At 41.4% G+C, this 17,344-nt stretch carries 16 protein-coding genes; 14 read left to right on the top strand and 2 right to left on the bottom strand.

All coding sequences use genetic code 11. The features are described from left to right. The first annotated feature begins 102 nt into the window (after positions 1-102). From HMPREF1521_RS04590 to trpA, 6 genes are all read left to right on the top strand, one after another. Positions 103-1,572 carry an anthranilate synthase component I family protein gene (locus HMPREF1521_RS04590; RefSeq protein WP_038116391.1) on the top strand — a complete coding sequence of 490 codons (1,470 nt, stop codon included), beginning with the start codon at positions 103-105 and terminating at the stop codon, positions 1,570-1,572. Further along, positions 1,572-2,138, top strand: a complete 567-nt coding sequence (locus tag HMPREF1521_RS04585) for an aminodeoxychorismate/anthranilate synthase component II (protein ID WP_038116389.1) — start codon at positions 1,572-1,574, stop codon at positions 2,136-2,138. Before HMPREF1521_RS04590 ends, HMPREF1521_RS04585 begins: the two co-directional genes overlap by 1 nt. Positions 2,139-2,695: 557 nt before the next feature. After that, positions 2,696-3,706: an anthranilate phosphoribosyltransferase gene (gene trpD, locus HMPREF1521_RS04580; protein WP_038116409.1), complete on the top strand. Its 1,011-nt coding sequence runs from the start codon at positions 2,696-2,698 to the stop codon at positions 3,704-3,706. A 3-nt stretch (positions 3,707-3,709) separates the two neighbouring features. Then, positions 3,710-5,176, top strand: coding sequence for a bifunctional indole-3-glycerol-phosphate synthase TrpC/phosphoribosylanthranilate isomerase TrpF (trpCF, locus tag HMPREF1521_RS04575; RefSeq protein ID WP_038116387.1), 1,467 nt, complete (start codon positions 3,710-3,712; stop codon positions 5,174-5,176). A 175-nt stretch (positions 5,177-5,351) separates the two neighbouring features. Beyond that, on the top strand, positions 5,352-6,548 hold the full coding sequence (trpB, locus tag HMPREF1521_RS04570) for a tryptophan synthase subunit beta (protein ID WP_038116385.1): 1,197 nt from the start codon (positions 5,352-5,354) through the stop codon (positions 6,546-6,548). After that, positions 6,541-7,326, top strand: a complete 786-nt coding sequence (gene trpA / locus HMPREF1521_RS04565) for a tryptophan synthase subunit alpha (protein WP_038116383.1) — start codon at positions 6,541-6,543, stop codon at positions 7,324-7,326. The genes trpB and trpA overlap by 8 nt, the downstream gene beginning before the upstream one ends. 38 nt (positions 7,327-7,364) lie before the next feature. Here the strand turns inward: trpA and HMPREF1521_RS04560 are convergent, their stop codons facing one another. Together HMPREF1521_RS04560 and HMPREF1521_RS04555 are read right to left on the bottom strand one after the other, a co-directional pair. Next, the gene (locus tag HMPREF1521_RS04560; RefSeq protein ID WP_038116382.1) at positions 7,365-7,625 is read right to left on the bottom strand and encodes a hypothetical protein; all 261 of its coding nucleotides are present in this window, start codon (positions 7,623-7,625) and stop codon (positions 7,365-7,367) included. Positions 7,626-7,746: 121 nt separating this feature from the next. After that, the gene (locus HMPREF1521_RS04555; protein WP_038116381.1) at positions 7,747-8,064 is read right to left on the bottom strand and encodes a hypothetical protein; all 318 of its coding nucleotides are present in this window, start codon (positions 8,062-8,064) and stop codon (positions 7,747-7,749) included. 200 nt (positions 8,065-8,264) lie between these two features. On the opposite strand from HMPREF1521_RS04555, the gene HMPREF1521_RS04550 reads away from it, so the two are divergent. The 8 genes from HMPREF1521_RS04550 to HMPREF1521_RS04515 all read left to right on the top strand — a co-directional run bounded on the left by HMPREF1521_RS04550 (position 8,265) and on the right by HMPREF1521_RS04515 (position 17,267). Then, positions 8,265-9,314 carry a DUF805 domain-containing protein gene (locus tag HMPREF1521_RS04550; RefSeq protein WP_038116379.1) on the top strand — a complete coding sequence of 350 codons (1,050 nt, stop codon included), beginning with the start codon at positions 8,265-8,267 and terminating at the stop codon, positions 9,312-9,314. 7 nt (positions 9,315-9,321) lie between these two features. After that, positions 9,322-9,891 carry a DUF805 domain-containing protein gene (locus HMPREF1521_RS04545; RefSeq protein ID WP_038116377.1) on the top strand — a complete coding sequence of 190 codons (570 nt, stop codon included), beginning with the start codon at positions 9,322-9,324 and terminating at the stop codon, positions 9,889-9,891. A 311-nt stretch (positions 9,892-10,202) separates the two neighbouring features. Further along, entirely contained in the window at positions 10,203-10,796 is a 594-nt protein-coding gene (locus HMPREF1521_RS04540; protein WP_232203186.1) for a DUF805 domain-containing protein, read from the top strand. A gap of 604 nt (positions 10,797-11,400) precedes the next feature. Beyond that, entirely contained in the window at positions 11,401-11,595 is a 195-nt protein-coding gene (locus tag HMPREF1521_RS04535) for a helix-turn-helix transcriptional regulator (RefSeq protein ID WP_038116372.1), read from the top strand. A 1,665-nt stretch (positions 11,596-13,260) separates the two neighbouring features. Further along, positions 13,261-13,878, top strand: coding sequence for a CPBP family intramembrane glutamic endopeptidase (locus HMPREF1521_RS04530; RefSeq protein ID WP_038116370.1), 618 nt, complete (start codon positions 13,261-13,263; stop codon positions 13,876-13,878). Between the two features lie 42 nt (positions 13,879-13,920). Next, positions 13,921-14,337 (top strand): hypothetical protein, encoded by a 417-nt coding sequence (locus HMPREF1521_RS04525; RefSeq protein WP_038116369.1) that lies wholly within the window; start codon positions 13,921-13,923, stop codon positions 14,335-14,337. Then, a complete protein-coding gene (locus HMPREF1521_RS04520) occupies positions 14,324-16,051 on the top strand; it encodes an ABC transporter ATP-binding protein (RefSeq protein WP_038116366.1) in 1,728 nt (575 codons plus the stop codon). The genes HMPREF1521_RS04525 and HMPREF1521_RS04520 overlap by 14 nt, the downstream gene beginning before the upstream one ends. Further along, positions 16,032-17,267: a radical SAM protein gene (locus HMPREF1521_RS04515; protein ID WP_038116364.1), complete on the top strand. Its 1,236-nt coding sequence runs from the start codon at positions 16,032-16,034 to the stop codon at positions 17,265-17,267. The genes HMPREF1521_RS04520 and HMPREF1521_RS04515 overlap by 20 nt, the downstream gene beginning before the upstream one ends. Positions 17,268-17,344: the final 77 nt, after the last annotated feature.

Here is a 17,344-nt window from a genome sequence, read left to right as displayed (position 1 = left end):
GAGCACTACAATTACATTGTAACGATAGAACTATAGACTCGTCCTTGACGTCAATTGTCATGGGCGAGTTTTTTTGTTGGCAAATGCCGAATGGAGGTTCTTATGATGTTTCCTACTCTTGACCGTGTGAAAGCGATCGCACCGGGGTACGATGTCGTGCCGGTGTACATGGAGCTTTTATCTGATGTACGTACACCGATTAGCGTGTTGAAAGCGTTAAAACAGGTGAGCAGTCATACGTACTTGCTTGAAAGTGCGGATAACAGCAATCATTGGGGCCGCTATTCCTTCTTGGGGTATGACCCGAAGATTGAGCTGTTTTGTAAAAACCATCAAATGACGATTAAAGACGGGACGACTCGCAGCTTTGCCTGTTCGGATCCTGCCGCTGAAATTCGTCGCATCCTGCATCAATATAGGAGTCCGCGACTCGAAGAATTGCCGACTTTCACAGGTGGATTCGTAGGATATTTTGCATGTGAATATATTCGTTACATCGAGCCGACCCTGGATGTGCCGGTTCCGGACGATGACCCGGCGATGGTCAACGATGTGGATCTCATGCTGTTTGATAAGGTTATCGCCTTTGATCATTATAAAAATAAAATCTATTTAATCGCCAATATCGGCACTGATGATTTGGAACGGAACTATAACAAGGCCGAACTTGAGCTGAAAGCATTGGCAGATCTCGTGCTTCATGGTAAAGAGGCGGATGTGCCGAAGGGCCTGCTGCAGTCCGATTTTACATCAGAGTTCACAAAGGAAGAATTTGAAGCGGTCGTTACAAAGACGCAGCATTACATCAAGGAAGGGGATATCTTTCAGGCCGTTGTGTCGAATCGTCGCGAAGCGAAGTTTGAAGGCAGTCTCCTGAATGCGTATCGCGTGTTGCGTACGCTGAATCCTTCGCCGTATATGTTTTACCTGTCCGGCGGCGATGTGGAAATGACCGGTGCGTCGCCCGAAACATTGGTGAAACTGACGGACGGTACGCTTAACACATTCCCGATTGCGGGGACGATGCCTCGTGGTAAAAGCGAAGCGGAGGATCTTGCTATCGAGGAAAAACTCATCAATGACGAGAAAGAGCTGGCGGAACATAATATGCTTGTCGACTTAGGCCGTAATGATTTGGGTAAAATCTCCAAATTCGGTTCCGTGAAAGTAGAGGCTCTACATATGCTGCGGCGTTTCTCTCACGTTATTCATATCACCTCCACCGTAAGCGGTGAAATTCAGGACGGTAAGGATGCATTGGACGCCATCGGCGCTACATTGCCGGCAGGGACTTTATCCGGAGCGCCGAAGATTCGTGCCATCGAAATTCTGCATGAGCTCGAAAAGAGTCCGCGCGGTGTATACGGCGGTGCCGTAGGCTATATCGACTTCTCCGGTAATATGGACGTATGTATCGGTATTCGCATGGCGATGAACAAGGCCGGCAAGGTATATGTTCGGGCCGGAGCCGGTATTGTGCGTGACTCCGTTCCTGAAAGTGAATATAATGAAACGATTTATAAGGCGCAGTCCATGGTGAGCGCTATTACAACAGCACAGGAGGTGGAATAATGGTACTCCTCATCGATAATTACGACAGCTTTTCCTTTAATTTGTATCAATTGGTAGGATCCATTGATCCGGATATCAAGGTGATTCGCAGTGATGAACTGACGGTTGATGAAATAAGAGCGTTGAAACCTGACCATGTGATACTTTCACCGGGGCCGGGAAGACCTGCCGACGCAGGTGTATATGAAGACCTCTTGCGCGAATGCAAAGGGGAATTTCCGATTCTTGGCGTGTGCCTCGGACACCAGGCCATCGGTGAAGTATTCGGCGGCACCGTGTCCTATGCAAAGCAGGTGATGCACGGTAAACAAAGCGTAGCGAAACAGGTGCGTCCGTCAAAAATCCTCAAAGATGTGCCCGAAGAATTTGAAGTGGCAAGATACCATTCCCTGGCGATTATTGATGAAACGATTCCGAGCGACCTCATCATTACATCCGTTACAGCGGACGGCGAAGTGATGAGCGTGGAACATAAGGACTATCCGATTTACGGTGTGCAGTTTCATCCGGAGTCGATCATGACGCCGAACGGGGAACAGATGATTCGCAATTTCTTAGGCAAGTAAAACGGTTATAAATCGGCGCTAGGGGCTATTTTGAAATAATTTCTTGTGCAACAATAAGGTCTTTCGGAACTCCGAAGGCCAACCACCCCTTTTGGGGCCGCCAAGTCGTTCCTCAAGACCTTATTGCTTGCATAGAATAAGAAATTTTGATTTCCAAAGCCACCCGCTTTGCGCGCTAAGTCGTTTGTGAGCGCCCTTTATGCCGTTCCTAAAACGGTTTAGCCTAAGGCATTGCAAATCAGATCCCCTTATCTCGGGAGGGGCGCGTAGCGCCTTTCCCGGTGAAGCGCATGTTTGCAAGGTCGTTTGGGTGTAATGAATCTGTGTGTTACGGCATACAATGCACAGGTTCAGTGGTTAAGTGTTAATATGAGGGATATTTCCAGCAAATTGATATGATTATATATAGGGACGATTGGTGTATAGCCGAAGCCGACTTGGCGGCCCCGAATAGGGGTGGGTGGCCTCTGGAGGCTGAGGTCATGCGCCAATCGTTATCGGATTGTGTTCGTATAGGTATCAATTTGCTGGAAATATCCCCAAAAGGAGATATAAACATGATAAAAGACGCATTATATGCTGTAACGCATGGTCAGGACTTATCTTACGACCTTGCAAAGGATACGATGAACAAAATTATGAGCGGCGATGTATCGGAGATTCCGATGGCCGGTTTCTTATGTGCTCTTGCGGCCAAAGGTCCTACGGTAGACGAGGTGACCGCTTTTGCGGAGGTTATGCGCGAAAAGGCGGGTTCCGTACCTCATAACGGTACGGTTGTAGAAATCGTAGGCACCGGCGGTGATGAAGCGAATACGTTCAACATCTCTACTACCTCCGGTTTTATCATTGCCGCTGCAGGCATACCTGTCGCAAAGCATGGTAACCGCAGTGTATCCAGTAAATGCGGTGCTGCGGACCTCATCGAAGCGTTGGGGGCTAAATTGGAACTCGACGGAGCGCAAAATGAACAGGTGTTAGATAAGGCGAATATGTGCTTCATGTTTGCCCCCGTATATCATCAGGCCATGAAATACGCCGGCCCCGTGCGTAAAGCCTTGGGCGTTCGCACCGTATTTAACATCCTCGGACCTCTTGCGAATCCGGCAGGGGCTACCGTTGAACTGATGGGCGTTTATGATAAAGCGTTAGTAGAGCCTTTGGCACGGGTATTGTCCAATCTCGGCGTAAAACGCGGCGCCGTAGTACACGGTTTCGATGGGCTTGATGAGATTACGGCTACGAATAAGACGTACGTATGCGAAATTAATAACGGTGCTTTCACCGAATACGAGCTGGACCCTAAGGAGTACGGATTTGACTATGCTGACAAATCCGAGCTTGAAGGCGGCGATGCAGCGGTGAATGCGGAGATTACACGTCGCGTCCTCGACGGGGAGCAAGGCGGTAAGCGTACCGCGGTTCTCCTTAATGCGGGCATGGCGATTTACCTTGCGAAAGACGGTATTACGTTGGCGGAGGGCATCGAAGAGGCGAAACACATGATCGACTCCGGCAAGGCGTTGGCGACGATGGAACAATTTGTGAAAGTAACGCAAGAGGTATAACCGTTGATTTTAGATAGAATTGTAGAGGCCACCGGGATTCGGGTGGCTCGAGAAAAACAGGAGGAATCTCCGGAGTCCGTGAAAGCGGCCGCATTGGCGTTGCCTGCGGATACGGGATTTCCTTTCGAGGCGGCCTTGCGCCAGCAGGATTTTAATTTTATCTGTGAGGTCAAGAAGGCATCGCCCTCAAAGGGAATCATCGCTGAACACTTTCCGTATCTGGATATCGCTAGGGAATATGAAATAGCCGGCGCGGCGGCTATTTCCGTGCTGACGGAGCCGGACTTTTTCAAGGGCGATAAACGATACTTGCAGGAAATTGCGAATACTGTTAAGATTCCGGTGCTTCGTAAGGACTTTATCATCGATGAATACCAGATTTATCAGGCCAAGCTATGGGGCGCATCGGCAATCCTTCTGATTTGTGCCTGTCTTGATGTGCCTACATTGACGAAGTTCCGCGAACTGGCGGATTCATTGGGGTTATCCTCTTTGGTGGAGGCTCATGATGAACATGAGGTGCAAATGGCCATTGCGTGCGGGGCGCGTATCATCGGCGTCAATAATCGGAATCTGAAGGACTTTACGGTGGACGTTCAGAACAGTGTGCGCCTACGTAATCTGGTGCAGGATGATGTGATTTTCGTATCTGAAAGCGGCCTTGAAACGCCCGAAGACATTCAGGTGTTGCGGGACAATAACATCGGCGTCGCGTTGATGGGGGAAACATTCATGCGTTCTCCTGACAAGGTTGAAAAACTGGCGTATCTTTACGGACCGACATACTATACGCCGAAAGTTAAGATGTGCGGCATTTACGATGTGAAGACAATTCCCGCCATTGTAGAGGCAAAGCCGGATTACATGGGGCTCGTTTTCGCACCGAGCCGGCGCCGGGTAACCGTTGATCAGGCAAAAGAAATTGTGGATGCGCTTCATAAGCAGTATAGTTATTCTTCCGCTATTGCACAGGATGGTATTGCGAGCGCTGAGAATAAGGACTTCCGTATTAAAACGGTCGGCGTTTTTGTTAATGAATCCATCGAGAACCTAGTGAGCATCTCCGGCGAGGTCGGCCTTGATGTTATTCAATTGCATGGTGATGAGGATGAATCCTTCATCAAAGCGTTGAAGAAACAAACAGACCTGGAGGTGTGGAAAGCCGTTCAGATTCGCAGTGCCGAGGATGCACAGGCATGGAGTGACAGCAGTGCGGATATGCTCCTGTTTGATGCATATCACAGGATTGAGCGCGGCGGCACGGGTGAAGTGTTCGACTGGTCCTGTTTAGATGAATTTGAACGACCGTTCATGCTGGCCGGCGGTATCGACAGCACCAATGTGGCCCGCGCTATTCGTACGGTTCGGCCTTATGGTATCGACATCAGCAGCGGCATCGAAACAGAGGGCGTAAAAGATAAGGAAAAAATCAGAACTTTCACAAATATGGTAAAGCGTATCGCCTATTAATCACGGAGTTCACATAGATGTATCATATAGTATAGGTGGTTTACGATGCGATTCATCATAGAGCAGAGTAAATGATAGTTTCAGATAATTCTATTATGGGAGGAACCTGTTATAGGGAAATCTTATGTTGGAATTTGAATCACTATATAAATGAGTCTCAAGAAAGGTAAGTTATATGAGTAAGCAAGCAAGACATGGCTATTTTGGCAGCTTCGGCGGTCAATTTATGCCGGAAACATTGATGAATGCAGTCATCGAATTGGAAGAGGCGTACAACAAATATAAAGACGATCCCGAGTTTGTACGTGAGTTGGAGGATTTACATCGTAACTATACCGGTCGTCCGTCCCTTTTGTACTATGCGGAGCGCATGACGAAGGATTTGGGTGGAGCCAAGATCTACCTTAAACGGGAAGACTTGAATCATACCGGCTCTCATAAACTGAATAACGTACTCGGTCAGATGCTGCTCGCGAAACGGATGGGTAAGACCCGCGTTATCGCCGAAACAGGTGCCGGCCAACACGGTGTGGCGACGGCTACCGTAGCGGCTTTGATGGGCATGGACTGTGAAGTGTTCATGGGGGCAGAGGACTGCGAACGCCAGGCGCTCAACGTGTACCGCATGGAGCTGTTAGGGGCCAAGGTCCATTCCGTGACGAGCGGTACGGGTACATTGAAAGATGCCGTGTCGGAGGCGATGCGCGAGTGGACGAACCGCATGGCGGATACGCATTATGTGTTGGGCTCCGTTATGGGAGCGCATCCATTCCCGCTTATCGTGCGTGATTTTCAATCCATCATCAGCCGTGAAGCGCGTGAGCAGATTCTGGCGGCGGAGGGTAAACTGCCGACCGCTGTTATGGCCTGTGTCGGGGGCGGATCTAATGCGATGGGCATGTTCTATAATTTTATTCCTGATGAAAGCGTACGCCTCATCGGCTGCGAGGCTGCCGGACGCGGTATCGATACGGAAGAACATGCAGCGACAATGTCGAAGGGCAGTGTAGGCATCTTTCACGGTATGAAATCCTATTTCTGTCAGAATGAGGACGGACAAATCGCGCCGGTATATTCTATCTCGGCCGGTCTTGATTATCCGGGCATCGGACCGGAACACGCATTTCTGCATGATAGCGGTCGTGCCGAATACGTGCCGGTAACGGACGATGAAGCGGTGGATGCTTTTGAATACTTATCTCGATTAGAAGGTATTATTCCTGCTATCGAGAGTGCTCATGCGGTGGCGCATGCTCGAAAAATCGCCCCTACCATGAGTAAGGACGATATCATTATTATTTGTTTATCCGGTCGCGGTGATAAAGATGTGGCGGCTATGGCGAAATATAGAGGGGTGGATATTCATGAGTAAGATAAAAGACGCTTTCACAAAGGGTAAGGCATTCATCCCGTTTATCAGCGCCGGCGATCACGGCATTGAGACGACGGAGCGCTATATTCGCATCATGGTTGCGGCCGGTGCGGATATGGTGGAAATCGGTATTCCATTTTCGGATCCTACGGCGGAAGGCCCCGTTATTCAGGAGGCGAGCACCCGTGCATTGTCGACAGGCGTAAAAATCAACGATATCTTTGATATGGTGCGTCGTTTGCGCTCCGGAGATGATGCGGTGACAGTGCCTCTCGTGTTCATGACCTATTTAAATCCGATTTATGTATTCGGTCGTGAAGCATTTTTTAAACTCTGCGAAGAAACGGGCATTGCCGGTATCATCGTGCCGGATATGCCGTACGAAGAAAAGGGTGAGCTGGCAGGTATTGCACATAAATATGGTGTTGAAGTGGTATCGCTCATTGCGCCGACATCTGAAAATCGCATTGAAATGATCGCGAAAGATGCGGAAGGTTTTGTCTACTGTGTATCGTCTCTCGGCGTTACCGGTATGCGCAGCGAAATCAAGACGGATATTAAATCTATCGTCGATTCGATTCGCAAGTATACGGATATTCCGATTGCCGTCGGGTTCGGTATTTCCACGCCGGAGCAGGCGGCGGCTATGGCATCCGTTTCGGACGGTGCCATCGTGGGCTCCGCCATCGTTAAGATTATTAAGAACTACGGAGAATCAGCCGATGAGGCGTTGTTTGAGTATGTCAAAAAAATGAAAAACGCTGTACGTGAGCAATAAAAAAATCCCTCGGTATCGAGGGATTTTTTATGTAGACCTTATCTTGGCATATCAGGTTGTTGCGGTTGTTCCTGTGCATTTTGATGATGGGAAGGCGCCTTTTTTGCTTTTTTGTGTTTCTTTTCTTTAGGAGGTTTTGGAGCAGGTGGTTGATCCTTTAATTCTTTATGATGTTGCTGAACCTCTTGTGGAGGTGGCGGATTATCGAACGGTTGTTTATCAGTCGCACTTGCCAATCCTGCTGTTAAAAACATACTCATAGTTGTTAATAAGAGAGCTTTTTTGAAGTTTACTTTCATAATATGTCTCCTTACATTTTACAAATTCTAATATTAATAGTCAGTACATAGTGTTATCCGGAATTTACATCATGTACTAGCTATAATGTAATGCAAGGTAGTGAAAGTAATATGAAAAATATCAGCCGTTTGTAGATTCCGCTCTCATATGAGCGTGACTGCGTTCCGCTTCGCTCTTGTTATCGAACTGGCCCCAGTAGGAATTTCTCCGTTTTTTATTCTTTTTAGCCTTGCGTTCTTTCTTTTGATGATGCTTGTTCCATTCACCGTGCTGGTGGTGATTTTCATCGTAGGAACCGTCTTTATATTTATGAGCTCCATATGGTTCGCCGATTTTATAGCGATATTCTTTTGCCTGTGCTACATTAGAGCCGATGCCGACAACTAAAAATGCGGCCAATCCTGACATGGCGATTGCTTTGATCAATTTAGCTTTCATAATGTTTCTCCTATACAAATACAAAATTAATTGTGTAATTTTTAGTTTTGAAAAACTTTTTAATAGTATATGCAGATTTGATGAAGAAATGATGAGTGTTTGTTACTTCCTTGGAACATAGTATAATAGTTATAAATTAATTTATAAATGAGTTTGTTGATATACGGATATATCGTATTGCGATTGATATAAGGAGAATTATGAAAGAGAACATATATGGTATCCTCTACAATGAGTTGGTACTGAATTATGCGAACAGCAAAGGACGTACAAATCGGCGGGATTTTTGGCTAACAAAGGCCTCTATAGTCTTTTTATATGGGTGCATTACTTTGCTTATGGGACTGGTGGCCGTCTTTACGCCAAATCATTTTATATATGTCGTCGGATTTGGAAAAGGTTTATTAGTCTGCCTGACATTACTCTTGTGCCTACCTATGATCATGCTGATGGCACGGCGATTACGGGACTCCAACAACTCCCGTGAATTGCTTGTTTTAATACTGGTGCCTATATTGGGCTGGCTATTGTTAATCTTTTTCTTTTGTAAGAAAAGCCAGCCGTATGCCCTTAATACCGAAACGGATTTGAATGTTGCTGGCGCTTCTAATGCGAAATCTGCTTCTAATACTGAATTTGCTCTAAACTCGGAGCCGGGTTTTGTTCCTGAACGTGAGTCTGTTTCAGAAGGCGCTTCTGAACATTCTTCTGCTTCGGCAACTATTTTCAGAGCTGAAAGTGTAGCGGCCCATAATGTGCCAATCGTTATAACGATTGCGCTATTGGTGGTCGGTTCTATTTGCAATTATTTAGGTATGTCTCTCGTTGACCGTGCCTATGACCGGGAGTTGTCCGCCTATGCCGCATTGCAACCGAGTTCTTTTACCAGAAAAGCGGCTATAGAATTGAGAAATCCGGAAGCTACGTCGGACGGACGCAAGGTGGTCGAACTGTATTTTGATGCTCTTGCGAAAGGGGATTACAGGACGGCATATCGTCAATTAGCACCTCGTGAGATGGAGCGATACGGTGATTTTGAGACATGGAAAAACAAGGTGGATAAGCAGCATTATGCGGTGAAAAATATCTCACTGGACTTTGTCTATCGCAGTGAGGACGATGAACCGATTAAGGAATATATGGGCTATGTTGTCACTTTCAAAGACAATAGACAGAGCATGGCTGTTAATATGTATTATACGGGAACGGCGTGGGTGATTTATTCTGTAAAGCCCGCCGAAAAGGAGTAGGTGAACTATGCGATCAGTAAATATATATGATTTAAATTACACCGATGCATTCCTCTTGGGGGTCAGGAATTTTGTAAATTTTAAAGGCCGTGCAAGCCGCAGTGAATATTGGCGTTTCATAGCGTGTATCATGATTATGCAAGGTATCGTGGAGGTATTTCTTTTTCTCTGTCATGAAATGGGATTCTACCAGGCTTTCAAGAGCTTTCAGTATGTCAGCATGGGTGTGGGTCTGCTCTGTATATTGCCTAATTTGGCCATCACGACGCGTCGCATGCATGATATCGGGCGAAGCGGATGGACACAGCTATTGGGATTTATTCCGATTATCGGGGTATTTATGCTGCTCACCTATGAATTGCGCCCCGGTGATAAAGGCGTTAATGTCTATGGTGAACGAACCGGTTATATTACGGTGACGCCTGAATTGAGTCAAACAATCGGGGTGGAAGCAACGCCTACACGACGCCAGGACTGGCTCATGGGAACAGTGGTATTCCTGTTTCAGGTAATTTCTATGACTTCGTTCGTCATCGAGCTGATCTGGGCATTTGTTAATCTTAACGCTTACTTTTAGATGCCGTGAATGACTGCTTTTAAAACATATTTGTTCCTGGTGGTTAGCAATCAGATAATAGCTGTTCAATACAATCGGTGAGTTTATATTAATTTATGAAAGTTTAACAACTCCTTTATAGACAATATAAGACTTTGTAGTAAGATGAATATAAGATGAAATTAAAGTCGTCCTGTAAGGAAATCAAATATGATTCCCTTACTATAATGTGCGTATATATCTATAAGTATAGTCTGTTCATATACAAATATATGAATTGTCGAAGAAAGGAGTTATCCATGAGGATGTGTCCATATTGTGGACACGAGGGGTTGAATAGCGGCTCATACTGTTCATACTGCGGTCGTATTCATAATGTATCAACCTCGTTAGATAAATATAATTTAGGATTGATTGAGAATTGTAAGAGATGTCTCATTTATAAGTATGCCGATTTTGAAGGCCGTGCAAGTCGTGGTGAATACTGGCATTTTTTCTTGATGTATCAGCTGCTCTTTGTGGCGACTCTCTTTATCTGTGCTTTTTTAAGTTATATTAGTCCATTATCCAGCATCGTCGGCGTAGGGTTAGGATTAGTACTGTTAGTGCTTATATCCGTGGCCGTAGCAATTCCCGGCGTTGCCGTTGCTGTCCGTCGTCTTCATGATCAAGGACGTTCGGGCATTTTTGTGTTTATTAATATTATACCGTTAATAGGGACGGTGATTTTCTTTATTCTGATGGCTCTGCCCGGTGAAAGTACAGAGAATCGATTTGGTATGCCGACCGGCTATATGCGGATGACGAAACGAATGGCGCATGAGATGGGTCTTATAGACGCATCGCCGACAATGAACCTTATCATAGGAATTATCTGTACGATCGTTGTGCTGTGGTTCTTTGTGGATCGGTTGATTATGGCTTAGATGACAGAAATCATCTGATGAGTATTTTACTTAAAATTAAATATGTTAAATTGCTTAAAATGTAATATGAAATTCGACAATATTCAGATCCACTATTCTAGTTAAATTGTAAATTGCACCTTCAAAAGTAAGTTAAATTTTTGAAGGTGCAATTTTATGTTGAAATAGGATGGTGAAAAATGTAAATTTGTTGTACAATTTAATAATTAAAGCATTTATCTATAGATGTTTAGATAGATGTTTTCTTTTATTTGACTAAAAAATAATAAATTCTTAAATTAATGCTTGCATTATAAAAACAAAAGCTGTATAATCAACTTAACAAAAGGTAAAGTAAATTTTACATAAAGTAAATTAAAATTTACTAAAAGTAAATTTAATTTAACTGAGAGTACAATGTGCTTTGCTGGATGCAAATTTTATTCTATTGTAGTAAATGTAAGACGTGTTGTATCGAATGTAAGACGTGTTGTACCGATTGTAAGCCGTGTTGTGTTGTATGTAAGGCGTGTTGTATTAAATGCAAGAGTGTTGAAGTCTGTTTTGAAATAGTAGATAGAATTATTTCGAAACGACGGACGAGTAAAAGGGAGCAGTGGGAGAAATGGCAAATAAAATTAAGCTTTATAGAACTATGTTGGGCTTATCTCAGCATGAATTAGCGGAAAAAGTAGGTGTTACTAGAGCGACAATTAATAGCATTGAAAATGGAAAAACGATCCCTAGTTTAAAATTAGCTAATGATATAGCCATAGTTCTCGGTAGAAGCATAAACGATGTATTTCATACATTGAACTAAAACGGAGATTAAATTTAATAACTGGTAGATAATAAACCTGCATTACTCATGACCACCGGGCAAAGGGCTGTTTCATAATATGTCAGCATATATTTTTGTGTGTTATACATACGCGCAAAGAATATACATAAGGCCTTTAATGGTGGAATACTGTGTAAATGGAGGTTTTTTATTATGTTATTCACAAAACTTTTTAAATGCGGTAACTGTATTTCGGTTCCTGGAATTTTAGTACATGTTACATATGGGCCAAGTTGGTGTCGTTGCTTATAATTCTTTCGGCTGATAATATTATTGCACATATTTCTTTGTAAGTATTACGGTTACAAGGAATATGCATAAAGCCTTGGATGGTGGAACACTGTGTGAATGGAGGATTACTATGTTATTTGCAAAACATATTGGTGGCGGTAATTGTATTACTGGTGGCATTTTTGTGCAAGTTACTTATGGACCAAGATGGTGTCGTTGCCTATAATTTTTTCATCAAATAATCTTTTGCATATATTTCTTTGTGAATCATATATTTAGAGAGGATATGCATAAAGTTTTGAACGATGGAACACTGTGTGAATGGAGGGTTTATTATGTTATTCGCAAAACTTACTAAATCTGGTAACTGTTTCTCTACTAATTATGGCCTTATTATCATTAGCTATGGCGTACGTTGGCTTGGCTAAGAAGGATGTATTTAAACTTATTTGATTAGTTGAAGTAAGGCTTAGTGAATTATTATTCTAACGAGTTTACTGATTGAATGAGAGCCAACATCCAAGGCATCTTATTATATGGCTTTAAAGGATATCGATTTAACTCTTAGCACATAATGGTTTGCTATAGGTATAAGAAATTATTGAGTAGCAAAATTATTTATCTCATATTATTTTGAACATACTCTTTGTGAGCTTTATGTTCATAAAGAATATGCATATAAGGTCTCGGGTGCTAGAACACTGTGTGAATGGAGGGTTTACTATGTTATTCTCAAAACTTACTAAATCTGGTAACTGTGTTTCTGTTGGTATAGGTATTTTTGCTGTTAGCTATGGTCCAAGTTGGGCATGGGGTTTCTAACTGTCAACCCATTTAATCTATTTGATGAACTAAGACTTATAGTGATTTATTTTAAGATTTACTGATTAAATGAGCGCTGGCATCCGAGACACTTTATTTTAAAATTGAACGTATATCAGTTATTTCTTAGTACTTGATGAATTATTATAAGTCATTCAAGATGAATATGTGTAGTATTTGATAAGATTATTCAGTTTATATTTTTGAACATACTCTTTGTGGCGTTTATGTTCACAAGGAATGTGTATAAGGTCTTGAATGGTAGTAATACTGTGTGAATGGAGGAATTTACTATGTTATTCTCAAAACTTACTAAATCTGGTAACTGTGTTTCTGTAGGCGTGGTACTTGTTAGTGTTAGCTATGGTCCAAGTTGGGCGTGGGGCTTCTAATTATTTGTTAGATTTATATTAATAAGGTACTTAAAATATAATTCATTATTTTGATCTAGATGTAACTGGTCAGATAAAAGCTACCATTCAAGACTCTTCATTTTAATAGTTTTATTCAATGATTATGTTTAGTTTTGTTGATACGTTGATACGTTGATTAATAATAAAATAAATAGTTTGTTATAAAGGATTGAGATCAATGAATCAAATTAAGGAAGATAAGGAGAAGTTATATATAAATTTTGTTGTTTTATCTGTATTTCCGGTTATTTTAACACTTGCTGCAGGTTTAATAATAGATCTTCTTATCGGCGATTTACGATATGGTCACTTCTCCGCTTTGATTACCGTTTGGACAAGTATGATTATTGGAATGGTAATTTTCCCGGTGATTTATTTACGCAAAAATGATAAAGAGGTATGTAATTTATCTGATTTAGGGCTAGTTATTGATTTACCGATGGATGGTATAATTATAGGTCTTTTGATTGTATCTCTTATAATAGTAAAAACAATATTTTTAGGAGGCGATATTGTCTTTGCCCTTATGCAGAACATACCGATTGCTTTTTGTGAGGAGTTCTGGAGTAAGGGCGTTCTTTTTACCCAATTAAGACAAATATTCAGGAATGATTATATTGTCATTGTAATAGCGGCAATGGTTTTTGCTTTTATAACACATATGGGTAATAGCTTTGTAGACAATCTTGTGCTTAGATTTCCTTTCGGATTAATTGCCGGATTCATTTATTATAAAACAGGAAAGCTAGCGTATCCTATTTTATTACATTTAATATATAATGCAATGCTTGTTTGATGTAAAATGGTAATTATTATTAATGATTCAAGGAGGCCGATTATGAAAAAATATGTTTTTATATTGTCTCTTGTATATCTTTTCAGTATATTTGCCCTTACTGTATATACTGATCAATTTAATGGATTATCTGTTTTGGGTATCCTTGTAGCTCAAATTTTTATTTCGATTATTCTTTTGTTTCTTTTCAGAAATCAAGCAAAACAACATTTGAAGACATTGGCTGGATTAAATGTTGCTTTTTTTGTAGTATATAGTATTTTACAGAATTTCTTTATCTTAACAGGTAGCAGACTTGAAACTATTCTGGCAAATAGTAATTTTATAAACAGTAATAATGTAACCGTACAAGCTAACAATCCAATAGAAGATACTATTACCGGCATCGTTATTTTCGTGATTTTACATTGGTTTGTTACCTATCGATTAAGTAGAGCAAAGAAAGATGAAACGGTTTAGCTTACTCTTTCAAAAACCGTTAATGGCGATAAGTTCATTAACGCTAGCCATCCTTTATGCAATTGCGTTGCCGGCATTAGCGCTGTTAATACAATGGATTACTAATACTTTGGTTGAAAAACAGGAAATCAGTTCCACTCAGGTAATGATATCTTTAGGATTTGCAGTGGCTGTTCTTGGCATATCGGCTTTATATGTATATGTAAAGGATCGATTGATAAATTCTATAATACGAATGGAAAAGAACCGTATTTTTACAGAAGTATTTAGTAAGAATATAAGTGATTTCCGCAAGAATAATACATCCGTTTATACATCTGTTCTCAATCAAGATATTTATATTATTGAAGATGATTATTTTGAGACCCTGTATAGTATTGTCGGTGGCATAGCTACAGTTATTGCTGCATTTGTTATTATGTGGTTTATATACTATAAAATTATCTTTATTATGCTAGGGTTAGTTATAGCAGGCTTGATCATCCCCAACTTATTAGGTACTAAGATGGGGAAGTATAAGAACGAATATCTCGTCAGTTTTGGACAGTTTAATGGTGTTATAAAGGATTATTTTAATGCTTTTGAAGTCATCAAGGCTTATCGTGTATTGGTAAATGTTATAAATTCGTTTGGCCGATATAATAATGCACTTGAAAGTAAAAGACTGAAAAGTAAGTTGTTCGAAGATATTGTCTTGGTTGTTTCTAATTTTGCCGCATTTATGTTGAGTTTGGCAATGTTTCTCATATGTGCCTATTATGTGAGTATAAATGAAATACGTGTGGGCGATATGGTTGCCGTTGTGCAGCTTTCCAACAGCATTATGAGCCCTATTATGATGATATTGTTGTCATTGGGGCGTGTCATTTCGGCAAAAAAAGTGTGGAATAATATCGATGAGATCAAGTTGCGAAAATCCGGAGTTCATGATATTGATAAACTACATGATACTGATCGGATTCAATTCAGTAAAAGTATAGAATTTAAAGATGTCAGTTTTGCCTATCCGGGAAAAGAGCAGAATACACTTCAGGATATCAACATAGCATTCGAGAAAGGTAAAAAGTATGCAATCGTAGGTATGTCCGGAAGCGGGAAAACAACTTTATTAAAGATGATTTTGCGCTATTTCGACAGCTACTCAGGCTCTATATCTATTGATGGATATGAATACAGTAAGATTGATGATGAATCCGTGTATGAAAATATCACATATATGCAGCAGCATAGTGTGATGTTCAATGATACGTTGGAATACAATTTGACGTTGGGTAACACTGTTTCCGATAACTTATTGTATCAGGCTATTGATAAGGCAAATCTAAGAAAGACAGTTGATAAATTACCGAAAGGGCTTAAAACGATTGTTCAGGAGAACGGGATTAATTTCTCCGGTGGAGAGAAAAAGCGTATTGAAATATGCAGAGCGCTTTTAAAGAAATCGGATATTGTTATAGTTGATGAGTTCTCGTTCGGACTCGATAATCTTACTGCTAAAATATTGGAACGAGAGCTGGTAGGACTTGATGCAACGGTTATTAATGTTACGCATTTCTTGGATGAAGATATCTTGAGATTATATGATGAAATTATTGTATTAGAGGACGGCAGCATTCGAGAAGTCGGATGTTTTGATGAATTGTACGATAATGGGTCTTTATTCTACCGACTAATAGAAAAAGGAGGAGAAATGAATGAGCAACATGCTTCATGATAGGACTTATTTATTTAATGTCAAAGGTGTAAACATCATTGGCAATGGTGATAATGGTGCAATAATCGGTCTGGATAACGAGGGATTAAATTTTATTGATAAAATTAAACAGGGCAAGCTTGGCGAATGCAGTCTAAGTGAAGAAGAGCAACAAATAATGACGGCTTTGAATGAGTTCGGTTATTTTACGAGATCTGCCGGCAACTTGGATACTGCCTATCTCCACGTGACGGACCGCTGTAATTTAAGTTGTGTTGGGTGCTATTCTTTCATAGAAAATCGTAACTCACAAAAAGATTTATCTACTGAAGAATTATTGAGTATTGTCGATCAACTGGCGGAATGTGGTGTCCAAGGAATAACTATATCCGGCGGGGAACCTTTTTTGAGAACCGATATGCCACAAATACTTGAGCGCATTAAGAAGCATAATATGTATGCTGCCGCGATTACAAACGGTACAATGGACTGGGATCGGGTTAAAGATGCCCTTCCGTACCTTGATGTTTTGAATGTGTCGGTGGATGGGTATAATAGGGAAACAAGGTTTATCAGAAATGACGGTATAATGGATAAGGTGTTGGATTTCGTTGAACATTTCAAAGATCTTATCCCTGTCAATCTAGTGTTTACTTTGCACAAGAAAAATGTTGAATATATGAAAGAATATATTCACCTCGCAAACGAATTAAATGTATCTTCTAATTTTAGTATATTTTCAGTAGACCCGTACGATGAAACGTTTTCCGGTTTCGTTTTAGATGAAAGTGACCTTGGTAGGATTGCAAAGTTCGTTAATGACGTAGAGGGTGTTTACATTGAAGATAGTGTTATTAACGGACAGAGTGACGGCCTTGAGGGATTACGATGCAAAGTCGGTTGTGGCCTAGGATGCGGTATAGTCAGTGTTGCCGCTAATGGAGATGTTTTTCCTTGTCATATGCTACATAAAGAGGAGATGAAATTGGGCAGCCTTAAGACTGATTCTTTGAAGAATATTCTTAAGAGTAAAGAAGCAAAGTGGTCCGGAATAACGGTAGATGATATTTCAGACTGCAGTGACTGTGAATATAAATATATGTGTGGAGGCGGCTGTCGCGGCAGATCTTATTTATATCACAAAGCTTTAGAGCACAAAGATCCGTTCTGTACATTGACAAAATTATACTTGAATAAACGCACAAAGATTTTTGAACAGATTGCTCAGCAAGCATAAAAATATAGCGGATAGTTGATTATATGTACTCGACTATCCGCTATATTTGTTTGTAAAGAGAAATTCTACTGATCTAT

Source organism: Veillonella sp. AS16 (genome assembly GCF_000517785.1).
Classification (GTDB): domain Bacteria; phylum Bacillota; class Negativicutes; order Veillonellales; family Veillonellaceae; genus Veillonella; species Veillonella denticariosi.
This window is presented reverse-complemented; position numbering and strand designations above follow the sequence as displayed.

What these genes read in the sequence shown, in the direction of transcription:
- HMPREF1521_RS04590 (WP_038116391.1), top strand. Translation starts at nt 103, where the DNA reads ATGATGTTTCCTACTCTTGACCGTGTGAAAGCGATCGCACCGGGGTAC.
- HMPREF1521_RS04585 (WP_038116389.1), top strand. Translation starts at nt 1,572, where the DNA reads ATGGTACTCCTCATCGATAATTACGACAGCTTTTCCTTTAATTTGTAT.
- trpD (WP_038116409.1), top strand. Translation starts at nt 2,696, where the DNA reads ATGATAAAAGACGCATTATATGCTGTAACGCATGGTCAGGACTTATCT.
- trpB (WP_038116385.1), top strand. Translation starts at nt 5,352, where the DNA reads ATGAGTAAGCAAGCAAGACATGGCTATTTTGGCAGCTTCGGCGGTCAA.
- trpA (WP_038116383.1), top strand. Translation starts at nt 6,541, where the DNA reads ATGAGTAAGATAAAAGACGCTTTCACAAAGGGTAAGGCATTCATCCCG.
- HMPREF1521_RS04560 (WP_038116382.1), bottom strand. Translation starts at nt 7,625, where the DNA reads ATGAAAGTAAACTTCAAAAAAGCTCTCTTATTAACAACTATGAGTATG.
- HMPREF1521_RS04555 (WP_038116381.1), bottom strand. Translation starts at nt 8,064, where the DNA reads ATGAAAGCTAAATTGATCAAAGCAATCGCCATGTCAGGATTGGCCGCA.
- HMPREF1521_RS04550 (WP_038116379.1), top strand. Translation starts at nt 8,265, where the DNA reads ATGAAAGAGAACATATATGGTATCCTCTACAATGAGTTGGTACTGAAT.
- HMPREF1521_RS04545 (WP_038116377.1), top strand. Translation starts at nt 9,322, where the DNA reads ATGCGATCAGTAAATATATATGATTTAAATTACACCGATGCATTCCTC.
- HMPREF1521_RS04535 (WP_038116372.1), top strand. Translation starts at nt 11,401, where the DNA reads ATGGCAAATAAAATTAAGCTTTATAGAACTATGTTGGGCTTATCTCAG.
- HMPREF1521_RS04530 (WP_038116370.1), top strand. Translation starts at nt 13,261, where the DNA reads ATGAATCAAATTAAGGAAGATAAGGAGAAGTTATATATAAATTTTGTT.
- HMPREF1521_RS04525 (WP_038116369.1), top strand. Translation starts at nt 13,921, where the DNA reads ATGAAAAAATATGTTTTTATATTGTCTCTTGTATATCTTTTCAGTATA.
- HMPREF1521_RS04520 (WP_038116366.1), top strand. Translation starts at nt 14,324, where the DNA reads ATGAAACGGTTTAGCTTACTCTTTCAAAAACCGTTAATGGCGATAAGT.
- HMPREF1521_RS04515 (WP_038116364.1), top strand. Translation starts at nt 16,032, where the DNA reads ATGAGCAACATGCTTCATGATAGGACTTATTTATTTAATGTCAAAGGT.